The organism is Actinocorallia sp. A-T 12471, assembly GCF_033875155.1.
GTDB lineage: Bacteria > Actinomycetota > Actinomycetes > Streptosporangiales > Streptosporangiaceae > Actinocorallia.
In genome coordinates this window covers 127,889-140,007 of the sequence record NZ_JAWZTE010000008.1, presented here as the reverse complement: position 1 = coordinate 140,007, position 12,119 = coordinate 127,889, and the positions used below count along the sequence as shown (strand labels likewise).

Sequence of the window (12,119 nt, the reverse complement as noted above, 5' to 3'; positions counted from 1 at the left end):
CCCTCGGGCCCGTGGACGACGCTCTTCTTCAAGTCTCTTTGCTGCCCGGGGTCGAGGATGCCTGCGACACGGCCCGCAAGGCCGTCGACCGGCTGCGCGGGCACCGCGTCCTGCGGCGCAAGAGCACCGAGGTCTCGACCGAGTCGCTGCTGCGCGGAGCGCGCGCGTCGGCGGCCCTTGAGGGCGTCCAGGCGCACCTGGAGGAGGTGCGCTCCGGACACGCCGACCACCCGCTGCTCCAGGGAGCGCTAAGGATCTCCGGCGAGATGGGCCCGCTCGGCGCGACGTGGAAGAGCGCGCCCCGTCAGGTCTTCGCACGGCTCCACGTACTGGCGGCCCGTGACGCCGTCTCCTCCGACCGGCTCGGACGTCCCCGTAACGAAGGCGACCCCTCGCCCGTCGAGGTGGCGGCCCGCCTCGACGCGCTGAGCGACCTGCTGACGGCGAAGTCCAAGGCTCCCGCCGTGGTGGTGTCCGCCATCGTCCACGGAGAACTGCTCGCCCTGCGGCCCTTCGGCTCCGCCGACGGGATCGTCGCGCGCGCGGCGGCCCGGCTGACGCTCATCGACCGCGGCCTCGACCCCAAGGCGCTGGTCTCGCCCGAAGTCGGCCACATGGAACTCGAGGCGGAGTACCGCAAGGCGTTCGACGGCTACCTGTCCGGCACCGCCGAGGGCGTCGCCGAGTGGGTCAGGCACTGCGCCGACGCGATCGTGTACGGGGCGCGCGACTCCCAGACCCTGTGTGAGGCGATCGAGCGCGGCTGAGCGCGCGGGTCCCTTGGAACGAACGTGGCGGGCGGCGCCGTCCGGTTTGTCCCGGATGACGCCGCCCGCCGTCACATCACTCTCGGCTACCAGGCGTGCAATTCGTCTCGCCGGATCGGGCTGTGCCCGTCGCGGCGACGCCTTCCGTGGCTGGTCGCGCGTGGGTACCGGGAGGCCGTGCCCGGACACTTCGTCCGTGTTTCCGGTTTACGCCTCCCGAGCCCGTCTGACAAGGGCCGACGGGAAAATGGCTCGCCCTTCGCCGGTCGCCTGTGCGAGGGTTATGGGGATGTGGCCAACGCAGTCATAGACACAGTTGGTCTGCTTTGTGCTCGGTCTTCGGCGGGGGCGAATTCGATCACCCTCGGTGATCCGCGCCGTTGGACCAGAAAAAAGCTCACGGTTATCAACGCCGATCCTCGACGCAAGCGTCCGTGATCGGGCAGCATATGAACTATCTGCCGACAAGGCGGTGGACGGGATCGCGCACGAGCCCGTCACGCCCGCTCGGCGCACGCGCCATTTCCGAAAGGATGGGCCCGGCTCTACCCCCCCGGAGCCGGGCCATCGCGACGGCCCCCGCTCTCCCCCCGGCGGGGGTCGTCGCACTTATCCACAGGCCGCGAAGCGGGACGCGCGCGAATCGTGGAGTCTGGTCGGCATGAATGCGCTGGTGATTTCCGCGAATCCGGGATTGGTCGACGAGGTCAGACGGCTGGCCGCGGCGGCGTCCGTCGAGGTGACGGTCGCGCGTGACGCCGCGGAGGCGCGCAACGCGCTGCAACGCGCCGCTCTTGTCCTGATAGGAGCGGATTTACCGGGGCGTATTCCGCGTCGTGAGGGCGTCATCGTGTTGGCGAGGGGCGCGACAGTTCCCGTCTACCGGCGGGCGATGGAGCTCGGGGCCGAACGCGTCGCCGTCCTGCCCGATGAGGAGGCGTGGCTCACCGAGCGGATGGCGCGGGCCTGCCTGCCGGGCGCGTTCGGGCGTCAGGTCTCGGTCACCGGCGCGCGCGGCGGGGCGGGGGCGTCGGTCTTCGCCACGACCCTCGCGCTGATGGCCGCGCGCGCGGGGGCGCGTGTGCTGCTCGTGGACCTCGACGCGGGAGGCGGCGGCCTCGACGCGCTGCTGGGGCTTGAGGGCGTCCCCGGCACCCGGTGGCCGGATCTCGCCGGACTGCGCGGACGGCTCGCGCCCCGCGCGCTGGAGGAGGCGGTGCCCTCGGCCCGAGGGGTCGGCGTGCTCTCCCACGCGCACGACAGGCCGTGCCAGGTGCGGCACGAGGTCCTGTCGTCGGTGCTCGCCGCCGCGCGCGGCGCGTACGACCTCGTCGTCGCCGATCGGCCGCGCGACGTCGAGTTGCCGGTGGAAACGGGCGACCGCGCGGTGCTGCTCGTGCCCGCCGAGGTGCGCGGGGTCCTCGCGGCGCGGTCGGTCCCCGCGGGGCCGGACGAGACCCTGCTCGTCACGCGCGGGCCGGCGCCGGGACGGCTCGCGCCGCGCGCCGTCGCGGAGTCGCTGTGCCTTCCGCTCGCGGGCCACTACGACTTCGAACGCGGCGTTCCCGCCGCCGTCGAACGTGCCGCGCCACCGGTGCGGGGGCGGCTCGCACGCCTGTGCGCCAGGCTCCTCGACGGCCCGCTCGCGGCCTGACATTCCCGGGTCCTCTCCGGGGTGGAGAGGCCGAATCGACAGGAGGAAACCATGATCATTTGGGTGAGGGTCCGGTGAACTGGGCCGAAGCGGTACGAGGACGGCTCGCCGAGAGCCGGAGCGCGGCCACGCCCGGAGCGGTGGCCGCCGCTCTGCGCGCCGAGGAACGCGCGCTGGGAGACACAGAGGTGCTCAGCCTTGCACGCGAGGTGCGTGACGACCTCGTCGGCGCGGGCCCGTTGGAGCCGCTGCTACGCGACCCGGAGGTGACCGACGTGCTCGTCAACGGACCCGACGAGGTCTGGGTGGAGTGCAGGGGAGAGCTCCTGCGCACCGACGTACGGTTCGCCGACGAGCGGACGGTACGCAGGCTCGCCCAACGGCTCGCTGCGGCGGCGGGCAGACGGCTTGATGACGCCGCGCCGTACGTCGACGCTCGGCTGCCGGGCGGCGTACGCCTGCACGCCGTCCTCGCGCCCGTGGCTCCCGGAGGCACCTGCCTGTCTCTGCGGTCACCACGCGGACGTGCCTTCACGCTGCCCGAACTCGTCCATGAGAGGAGCGTCTGCCGGGCCGGAGCGGAACTGCTGGCTGCGCTGGTCAGGAAGCGGCTCGCCTTCCTCGTGACCGGAGGGACGGGAACGGGGAAGACGACGCTGTTGAGCTGCCTGCTCGGGCTCGCTTCCCCGGCGGAAAGGCTGCTGCTCGTGGAGGACTCGGCGGAGCTGCGGCCGGACCATCCCCATGTGGTCCGGCTGGAGACCAGGCCGCCCAACATCGAGGGGGCGGGCGGGGTCACCCTTCACGACCTCGTCCGGCAGGCGTTGCGGATGCGTCCGGACCGTCTTGTGGTCGGGGAGGTGAGGGGCGCGGAAGCCGTAGAACTTCTCAATGCGTTGAATACCGGACATGAGGGAGGGTGCGGGACGCTTCACGCGAACGCGCCCGAGGACGTACCGGCGCGGCTGGAGGCGCTCGGGTGCGCGGCGGGGCTCACCCGCGAGGCGCTGCACAGCCAGCTCGCGGCGGCCCTTGACGTCGTCGTGCATGTGGAACGGCAGGGGGCTCAGCGGAAGGTCGGACAGATCGCCGTACTCGTCCGGAGCCCTTCCGGGTTCGTAGAGGCGCATACCGCCGTTCGGCTTACGCCCGGCGGCCTCAGCCTCACACCTGCAGCGGGGCCCTTGCTGGAACGTCTCGGGTGGGAGCCACCGGGGGCTTCCGTGTCGCGTGCGGAGCGGGCGGCATGAGGGCGTGGGTGACGCCCATGTTCGAGGGGCCGTCCGCGCGGCGGCTCGCGGCCCTGCGCGGGAACGACCGTCCACCGGGAGGAGCCTTGCGGGAGCGGTTCGCGGAGTTACTGCGCGGGCGGGGGAAGGAGGCCGAAGGCTGGTCGGCGGCCGTGGTGGAGCTCTGCGACGGGCTCGGCGCGGAGCTCGTGGCGGGCAGAGGTCCGGAGGAGGCCATGGCGGCCGCCGTGGAAGTCCTGCCGTCGCCGCAGCGTGAAGCCCTCGCCGGGCTCCCGTCGGCTCCGGACGTTCCGCAGGCTTTGCGTGAGCTGGCCGTCCGGCCGGGGGCGGAGGCCCTGCGCCTCCTCGCGGCGTGCTGGAGCATCGGCGTGGAACGCGGCGCGGCCTTCGCGCCCGTCGTGGACGGCCTCGCCGGCGCGCTGCGCGACGACAGGAACCACCGTGCCGCCGTCCGCGCCCAGCTGGCGGGCGCCCGCACCACGGCCCGCCTGCTTGCCGTCCTGCCCGCCCTTGGCCTCGCCATGTCCTGGTCCCTGGGCGCGGACCCGCTCTCCTTCCTCTTCACCACCCTCCCGGGCCTGGCCTGCCTCGCCGCAGCTCTGGCCTTGGACGCCGCGGGCCTCGCATGGACGACGAGGATCGCCACCTCGGCCGAACACGGCGAAGACACGGGCCGCACCTGAGATTCGGGGCGTGCTCGACGGGCTGAGGGCCTTGCGCGTCTGAAGGCGGCTCGGGGTGGGGTGGGAGACGGTGTGGGGTTCTGGGCGATAAGTGAGATTCGGGGGAGAGGTGCGATGTGGGTCGGGGGTAGGCGGGCCGCGCGGCGGCTTGAGCGGGCTACGCGAGGGGAGGCGGAGGGGGCGCAGGGCAGGGCCGAGGGGGCGATGCTCGGCGTTGTGCTGTGCGGCGGGGTCGGGGTTGGCGTCTGGGTGTTCTTCGGAGGGATCGGAGGGGTGTTGCCGGGGGTGGCGGCGGCGGTGTGGTGCCGGTGGTGGTGGGCGCGTCGGGAACCTTCGGAGGTCGGGCGGAGGAGGCAGAGGCTGCAATCGGACCTTCCGGTCGCCGTCGAGCTGCTGGCGGCGTGCCTCGGGGCCGGGGTCGCCTGGGCGGACGCCGTCGAAGCCGTCGGCGAGGCGCTCGGCGGGCCCGTCGGGGAGGAGTTCGAGGCGGTCGCGGCGCGGGTCAGGCTCGGCGCTGACCCGGCGGACGCGTGGGCGGCGAGGGCGTCCGACCCTGTGCTCGCGCCGCTCGCCCGCGCCGCCGCCCGCGCCGGACGCGGCGGCGCGCCCCTCGCGCCCGTCCTGACCCGCCTCTCCAGGGACCAGCGAAGCGCCGCCGCTGCCGCGGCCGAGGAACGGGCGCGCGCCGCCGGGGTCAAAGCGGTCGCCCCGCTTGGCCTGTGCTTCCTCCCCGCCTTCGTCCTGCTGGGGATCGTTCCGGCGATCGCCGGCATCGCGCGTGGCATCACGCTGCCGTGAGAAAAAGTTGTCCACAGGCTGTTAAACGATCTTGACAGAAAGTGTGGATGCTGGTGGGTGAGGCCGGACGAGGGGTCCGGCACCGAGACCGGGAGGTCAGATGTGCGAGCTGCGAGGCAGCCGGTCGGATGCGGGCATGACCACCGCGGAGTACGCGGTCGGCACGGTGGCCGCGGCCGCGTTCGCCGGGGTCCTGTTCAAGATCGTGTCAAGCGATCCGGTGCAGCAGGCGCTCTTAAACATCGTCGAACGGGCGCTCCAGCTCGTCGGCTGAGCCGTGGTTCGGCGACGGTCGAGGTGGCGATGTCGCTGCCCGCCCTGTTGGCCGTCGTCGCGTTCGCCCTCTGGGGGATCGCGGCGGCGGCCGCCCGCCTCGCCTGCGTCGACGCGGCCCACACGGGCGCCCGCGCCGCCGCACGCGGCGAGCCGCCCGACGCGGTCCGCGCGCGTGTGCTGCGCGCCGCCCCGCCGAACTCCGTCCTCACCCTGACCCGAACCGCCGACACGACGGTCCTCACCGTCACGACCACCTACTCCCCACCCACCAGACTGCCCTTCCCGCCGCTCACCTTCACCGTCACCGCCGAAGCCTTCACCGAATCGGCGTGGGGAAACCGCGACATCGGAGAAAGCGAGGACGGAGTGCAGCGAGGGAGCGAGGGCCTGCGGGAGGGCTGGTGAGGCGCGGGAGAGGGCGAGGCGGGGACGAGGTCGGAGGCCGAAAGGGGTCGGCGGAGCAGGGCTGGGGATCGCCGGAAAAGGCGAGCGGAGGGAGGAGAGCACGGGAGAAAGGAGCAGGGGTGGTCTGGGTGATGGCGGCGCTGGGGGCCGTGTGGAGTCTGGCGGCGGTGGTGATGGTCGCGGGAGGCGTTCGAGGCGTGCGGAAGGAGGCGGAGATGGCGGCGGACATCGCCGCGTTGGCGGGGGCGGCCCGGACCGTCCGCGGCTACACCGACGGCTGCGAGGCGGCGCGAAGGGTCGCCGCAGGATCCGGCGCGCAGCTGACGGCCTGCCAGGTGACGGGATCGGTCGGCCTGCCCGTCACCGTCCAAACCACGGTCACGGTAGTGACCCGCACACTCCTCGGCTTGACCCTGAACCTCCAAGCCACATCCCGCGCCGGCACCCCACCACCCCCGACCCAGAACCCACCCCAGCCCGCGCCCCCGGGCCAGGACCCACCCCAGCCCCAGTCACCGACCCCGCCCCGGCCCCCGCCCCGCCCCGCCCTGGCCCCCGGGCCCGCCTTAGCCGAGGTCCCCGGGTCCGAGCCCGCCCTGTTCCGCGCTCCGCCGTGGCGAGCCGTTCTTCGACAGGTTCGCTACAAGGTTCGAGTCCGGCCTGTTCCGGGCGCCACCCTGGCCAGCGCCCTCAGGCACGGGCAGGCCAGCGGGGGTGGAGGAGGGTGCGAAGGGGCGCAGGAGAGGGAGGGCGCGAAAGAGCCGAACGAAGGAGGACGAGGGAGAGGAGTGGGGGCGGGGAGGGGGCGCGCGGAGAGAGGGGGAGAGGGGAGGGCCGGGGGCGGGGGAGGGAGAGTGGCGGAGGGAGGCGGGGTGGGGTGGGGGGAGGGCCCCGGGGGTGGGATTTGTGGCGGAAGTGCGTGGAAAGGGAGGGGGTTTCATCTGTGGGGGTGTGGTTTTTGGGGGGTGGGGAGGGGGAGAGTGGGCCGGAAACGGACAGAGGGCGGCTTGGAGGCGTCGGGGTGGTGTCGGGTTCGTCACCATTCTGTGATATCTGCCACTAGTGGGTGATATACGCTGCCGCGCAGGAGCTGGTGACGGAGGGAGTCGGCGCGTGTGGGTCAGGGCGCTGCTGGTGATGGCTCCGCTGGTCGCGGTCCTCGGGGCCGCGCCGGTGCAGGCGTCGGGAGCCGCCGCACCCAAGATCACCCCCGCGAACGGCTCGGTGATCACGTCGTCGAGCGTGACCGTCCGGGTGAAGACGGCGACGGGCGGCGGCACGCTCTACGTCGACGGCCGTAAGGTCGGCAGCGGCAAGAACACCGTGCTGACGTACCGGATCGACGGCAGGACCGAGCCGAACGGCACCCACACGGTACGGCTCGACGCGCTGATCCCGTGGGACACCGCCGACAGCACGTTCCGCATGGCGGTTCCCGCGCTGCGGCCGAGCGGGCTGAGCGTCGCGTCGTCCGGCAAGAAAGTCACCGTCCAGTGGAACAAGGGCGCCGAGCCCGACCTCACCGGGTACACGGTCTCCGGCGACCTCGGCACCAAGAACGTCTCGATCGGGGCGTGCGGGGCGCGGTGCAGCGTGACGTTCGCGTCCTCGGGGACGGCGAGCGGGCGCGCGACCGTCAGCGTGGTGGCGAAGCGATCCGGCGCGCAGGCTTCCGGGGCCGCGTCGAGGACCGTGAAGGTGAACGCGGTGCAGTCGCCGACCGGGAACGGCAACGGGAGCGGTAGCGGCAACGGAAGCGCGCCGCAGCCTCCCGCGCCCGGGTACACCTACCAACCTCCGGCGGCCGGGCCGCAGTACCCCGAGGTCGCGCCCGACGACTCGGTGTTCGGCGAGGAGAGCCCGTCGGTCAGCGAGTATTACCCGACGCCGGACGCCGCGGCCTCCGACGACATGATCATTCTCGACGGCGGCGAGACCGCCGCCGGGACGATGGCGAGCGAGAGCCTTCAGTGGGGCAAGAGCCTCGCGATCGCCCTTGTGCTGCTGCTGTGCGCGGCGCATCTGGGGACGTGGACGCGTCGGCTGCGCACCGCGCGCGCGGGCGGACCCGGTCTCGCGCCACGCGTGCAGGGGTCGGCGCACGCCCGCGTCGAGGCGAGCCGCAAGAGCATCGAGGCGGCGCTCGCACGAGCCCGCGGCGGGACCCCGCAGGACGAGCCGGCCCGCAAGGGCGGGGCGAAGGACACCGTGCCCGACCCGGCCCAGGACACCGAGATCCTGGAGACGGAGGGCGGCGAACTCGTCGAGGAGCTCAACCTCGAGTACACGCCCGCCGTCTTCCCCCACGACCGCTACACCGCGACCCTCGCCGACCCGGCCAAGGACGCGCCGGACGCCGACGCCCGCTTCAAACCCACCCCCGCGGAAACACCCGCCGACGCGCCCAAGCCCGCCCCGACCCCCGACCCCGCGTCGGCCTCGGACGACCCCGCGACGCCGCCCGCCGAGCCCGTCACCGCGCCCGACGACTCCGCCGCGCCCTCCGAACCCCGCCAGTACGACGAGGCCCTGAACGCCTTCATCGGCATCGCCTCGGCCCGCGAACCGGACGCCTCCCCCGACGCCTCCGCCGCCAACCTCACCGAGGTCCTCGAACACCCCCGCCCCCGCCGCCGGGGCCTCCGCCTCCCCCGCCGCTGACCCACCCCTCAACACCCCCCCCTCGCAGGCGCCTAAGCCCTCGCGCACCTGACTCTCACCCGCACGCACCTAAGCCCTCACATACCTGACCCCTCACGTACGTGACCCCCATATGCGCGCTGACCCGCACACGCCTGATCCGCACATGCCTGACCCGCACATGCCTGACCCGCACATGCCTGACCCGCACGGGCCTGACCGTCACGTGCACGCGCCTGAGCCCTCGTGTGCACGATCTCTCACGTGCCTGGCCCCCATCCGCACGAGCCCTCACTACTCGCACGGGTTCTCAGGAGCCTGAGTTGCCGCGCATCCGAGGTCTCGCCCGCACGAGCCCTTACGCGCCTGAGCCCTTACGCGCCTGAGCCCTTACGCGCCTGAGTCCTCACGCGCCCGGGATCCTCACGCGCCTGAGGTCCTCGCGCTCCTGAGTGCTCGCGCGCCCGAGGTCCTCGCGCTCCTGAGTCCTTGTTCGGCTGAGTCCTCGCGCTCCTGAGTCTTCGTGCGGCTGAGCCCCTGCGCGCCCGGACCCTTCGCAGGTCCCGCGCGCACCAGAACCCATCTGGGCGAGCCCTCACGGGGATAAGCCCCGGGTGTCTGCAAGGCCCAGGTCTGGGGTCCGGTTTCTCCTGCGAACCGGGTTGTAACGATGCCGGTCGCCGAACCACTACCTAGTGAGAGCACTGACCAGTGCGGCTCGACCGAATATCCATCATGAGGAGGCACAGGAGAACAAGGATCCGGCGCGTGGCGTGGCGCATGACGCGTGGCGCATTGAGCGGGTGATGCGTGGCGCATTGAGCGGGTGATGCGTGGCGCACTGAGCGGGTGATGCGTGGCCTGTGGCGTATGGCGCGTGGCGCGGATAGCGCATGACTCATGGCGCGTATGACGTGCGTGGCGCGTATGACGTGCGTGGCGCGCGTGGCGCGCGTGGCGCGCGTGGCGCGTGGCGTGCGTGGCGCGTGGGCGCATGGCGCATGTGGTGCGTGGCGTGTGGGCGCATGGCGCATGTGGTGCGTGACGTGCGTGGCGCATAGCGCGCGTAGTGCGTCGCGCGTGGGGTGCATGGCGCACGTGGCGCGCGTAGTGCGTGGTGAGTGGTGCGTGGCGCGTGGCATGCGTGGTGCATGGTGCGTGGGCGTATGGCGTGCGTAGTGCGTGGTGAGGGCGGGATGGGTGCGTGACGTCGGAGGTGTGGCAGGGGGTGTGGGGTGCAGGGGGTGGAGCGTGGGGTGTGGCGCGAGTGGTGTGGTGGTGGCTGCGGCGCAAAGGGGGCGGATGGGGAAGGGGCGTGGTGGTGGCTGTGGTGCGGGGGGCTTGGGGTGTGGTGCGGGGGTGTGGTGTTAGGGGGTTAGGAGGTGGGTTAGGAGGGATTGGGAGGCGGGTTTGGAGAGGGGGTCGTTGTTGTTGCCGCATTTGGGGGACTGGATGCAGGAGGGGCAGCCGTGGTCGCAGGGGCAGGCGCGGATGGCGTCGAGGGTGGCCTGGAGCCAGGGGCGGGCGGAGGCGTGGGCGCGTTCGGCGAAGCCCGCGCCGCCGGGGTGGCCGTCGTAGACGAAGACAGTGAGACGGGAGGTGTCGGGATGGAGTTCGGTGGAGACGCCGCCGATGTCCCAGCGGTCGCAGGTCGCGAAGAGGGGGAGCAGGCCGATGGACGCGTGTTCGGCGGCGTGGGCGGCGCCGGCGGCGTCGAAGTCCTCGTAGGGGGCGAGGACCTCGGGGGCGAGGGTCCACCAGACCGCCTTGGTGCGCAGGACGCGTTCGGGCAGGTCGAGGGGCTTCTCGCCGATGATCTCGCCGGTGGCGTGGCGGCGCATCTGGTAGGCGACGACCTGGCGGCGCACCTCGACGGTCCCGAAGTGGAGGCTCGCGTGCGGCGACCACTCGGTCTTGCGCTCCTCCTCGAGCACCCGGATGTCGGTGAGGGTACGGGCGTTGGTGGAGTAGTCAGGCGTCGCGGGGGTGACGAGCGCGACGGCGTCTTCGAGGTCGAGGACGTCCACGAGGTAGGACTCGCCCTGGTGGACGTACACGGCCCCCTCGTGGACGGAACCGTGCGCCGACGACGAGTCCACGGTCCCCAGCAGCCGCCCGGTGTCGCCCTCGACTACCTGGATCACCGAGGGTCCGCTGCCGCGAAGGTCGACCGAGGGCCTCTCCCGGTGGGTCCAGAACCACCCTGCGGGCCGCTTCCGCAATACGCCCCGCGCGGTGAGCCCCTCGACAAGACCGGGGGCCGAGGGCCCGAACAGCTCAAGATCCTCAACGGTCAGCGGAAGCTCGGCCGCCGCCGCGCAGAGATGGGGTTCCAGGACGTAGGGGTTCGCCGGGTCGAGCACGGTCGCCTCGACCGGCACCCCGAAGATCGCCGACGGGTGGTGGACGAGGTACGTGTCGAGTGGGTCGTCCCGGGCGATCAGGACGGCGAGGGCGTCCTGCCCGCCGCGTCCCGCCCGTCCGGCCTGCTGCCACAGGGACGCGCGGGTCCCGGGCCACCCGCAGACGAGGACGGCGTCGAGCCCGGACACGTCGATCCCGAGTTCGAGCGCGTTGGTGGTCGCGAGCCCCAGCAGCGACCGCGCGCGCAGCGCGGATTCGAGCTCGCGCCGCTCCGAGGGCAGATACCCGCCCCGGTAGGCCGCGACCTTGTCCCGCAGCTCGGGCGCGGCCTCGGACAGCGCGGCGCGGGCGGCGAGCGAGACGGTCTCGACGCCGCGCCGCGACCTGACGAAGGCGAGGGTCTGGGCCCCGGCGGCGACGAGGTCGGCGAGGAGGTCGGCGGCCTCGGCGGGGGCGGGGCGGCGGAGGTCGCCGTCGACGAGGGGCGGTTCCCACAGGGCGAAGGTCATCGCGCCGCGCGGGGAGGCGTCGACGTCGACGGCGGTGACGGGCACGCCGGTGAGGACGGTCCCGGATCGGGCGGGAGAGGAGACTGTCGCGGACGCGAGGACGAAGGTGGGATATGACCCGTACCGGGCGCAGACACGCCGGAGGCGGCGGATGATCTGCGCGACGTGCGAGCCGAACACGCCGCGGTAGCCGTGTGCCTCGTCGATCACCACGTAGCGGAGGCGTCGCAGGAACGCCGACCAGCGTGAGTGCCGGGGAAGCAGCGAGTAGTGCAGCATGTCCGGGTTGGTGAGGACGATGTTCGCGTAACGCCGAATCCAGTCGCGCGCTTCGCCCGGCGTGTCGCCGTCGTAGGTGGCGGCCTGGACGGAGGCGAGGCCGAGCGCCTCGATCGCGCGGAGCTGGTCGTGCGCGAGGGCCTTGGTGGGGGCGAGGTAGAGGGTGGTGTCGCCGTCGAAGGCCGCGGTGAGGGCGGGCAGCAGGTAGGCGAGCGACTTGCCCGAGGCGGTGCCCGTGGCGATGGTCACAGACGCGCCCTCGTGGGCGAGGGTGGCGGCGCGCGCCTGGTGTTCCCACAGGTGGGACACGTCTAGCGCGGAGACGACGGACGCGGGGACCCACGACGGCCAGGGCGCGGTGCGCGCGGCCCTTGCGGGCACGGTCTCGACGTGCGTCAGCCGCCCGCGGCGCCGGGGGTCGCTTCGCAGGACGTCGAGAAGATGTTGCGCTGACACAGGTTTCCAGTCTGACATCGTGGGAAGGGACAGGAGAA

Annotated in this window: 10 protein-coding genes; 9 read left to right on the top strand and 1 reads right to left on the bottom strand. The window is 72.7% G+C overall.

Going from position 1 to position 12,119, the window contains the following annotated elements; translation table 11 throughout:
• Nucleotides 1-11 precede the first annotated feature (11 nt).
• The 9 genes from R9X44_RS22455 to R9X44_RS22420 all read left to right on the top strand — a co-directional run bounded on the left by R9X44_RS22455 (nt 12) and on the right by R9X44_RS22420 (nt 8,494).
• Nucleotides 12-767, top strand: a complete 756-nt coding sequence (locus R9X44_RS22455) for an oxidoreductase (RefSeq protein WP_319816220.1) — start codon at nt 12-14, stop codon at nt 765-767.
• Between the two features lie 661 nt (nt 768-1,428).
• Nucleotides 1,429-2,421: a septum site-determining protein Ssd gene (ssd, locus tag R9X44_RS22450; protein ID WP_319816219.1), complete on the top strand. Its 993-nt coding sequence runs from the start codon at nt 1,429-1,431 to the stop codon at nt 2,419-2,421.
• A 74-nt stretch (nt 2,422-2,495) separates the two neighbouring features.
• Nucleotides 2,496-3,671, top strand: coding sequence for a TadA family conjugal transfer-associated ATPase (locus R9X44_RS22445; protein ID WP_319816218.1), 1,176 nt, complete (start codon nt 2,496-2,498; stop codon nt 3,669-3,671).
• Nucleotides 3,668-4,354 (top strand): type II secretion system protein, encoded by a 687-nt coding sequence (locus tag R9X44_RS22440; RefSeq protein WP_319816217.1) that lies wholly within the window; start codon nt 3,668-3,670, stop codon nt 4,352-4,354. The genes R9X44_RS22445 and R9X44_RS22440 overlap by 4 nt, the downstream gene beginning before the upstream one ends.
• Before the next feature lie 114 nt (nt 4,355-4,468).
• Nucleotides 4,469-5,152, top strand: a complete 684-nt coding sequence (locus R9X44_RS22435; RefSeq protein WP_319816216.1) for a type II secretion system F family protein — start codon at nt 4,469-4,471, stop codon at nt 5,150-5,152.
• 100 nt (nt 5,153-5,252) lie between these two features.
• The gene (locus tag R9X44_RS22430) at nt 5,253-5,426 is read left to right on the top strand and encodes a DUF4244 domain-containing protein (RefSeq protein ID WP_319816215.1); all 174 of its coding nucleotides are present in this window, start codon (nt 5,253-5,255) and stop codon (nt 5,424-5,426) included.
• Nucleotides 5,423-5,833 carry a TadE family type IV pilus minor pilin gene (locus R9X44_RS22425; protein ID WP_413774975.1) on the top strand — a complete coding sequence of 137 codons (411 nt, stop codon included), beginning with the start codon at nt 5,423-5,425 and terminating at the stop codon, nt 5,831-5,833. Before R9X44_RS22430 ends, R9X44_RS22425 begins: the two co-directional genes overlap by 4 nt.
• 131 nt (nt 5,834-5,964) lie before the next feature.
• Nucleotides 5,965-6,903, top strand: a complete 939-nt coding sequence (locus R9X44_RS35795; protein ID WP_413774974.1) for an Rv3654c family TadE-like protein — start codon at nt 5,965-5,967, stop codon at nt 6,901-6,903.
• A gap of 43 nt (nt 6,904-6,946) precedes the next feature.
• Entirely contained in the window at nt 6,947-8,494 is a 1,548-nt protein-coding gene (locus R9X44_RS22420) for a hypothetical protein (protein WP_319816213.1), read from the top strand.
• 1,346 nt (nt 8,495-9,840) lie between these two features.
• On the opposite strand, the gene R9X44_RS22415 is transcribed toward R9X44_RS22420, so the two are convergent.
• Nucleotides 9,841-12,081: a DEAD/DEAH box helicase gene (locus R9X44_RS22415; protein ID WP_413774971.1), complete on the bottom strand. Its 2,241-nt coding sequence runs from the start codon at nt 12,079-12,081 to the stop codon at nt 9,841-9,843.
• Nucleotides 12,082-12,119 lie beyond the last annotated feature (38 nt).

Excerpts from the sequence above, each read along its gene's own strand:
- ssd (WP_319816219.1), top strand. The coding sequence starts at position 1,429 with ATGAATGCGCTGGTGATTTCCGCGAATCCGGGATTGGTCGACGAGGTC.
- R9X44_RS35795 (WP_413774974.1), top strand. The coding sequence starts at position 5,965 with ATGGCGGCGCTGGGGGCCGTGTGGAGTCTGGCGGCGGTGGTGATGGTC.
- R9X44_RS22430 (WP_319816215.1), top strand. The coding sequence starts at position 5,253 with ATGTGCGAGCTGCGAGGCAGCCGGTCGGATGCGGGCATGACCACCGCG.
- R9X44_RS22440 (WP_319816217.1), top strand. The coding sequence starts at position 3,668 with ATGAGGGCGTGGGTGACGCCCATGTTCGAGGGGCCGTCCGCGCGGCGG.
- R9X44_RS22435 (WP_319816216.1), top strand. The coding sequence starts at position 4,469 with ATGTGGGTCGGGGGTAGGCGGGCCGCGCGGCGGCTTGAGCGGGCTACG.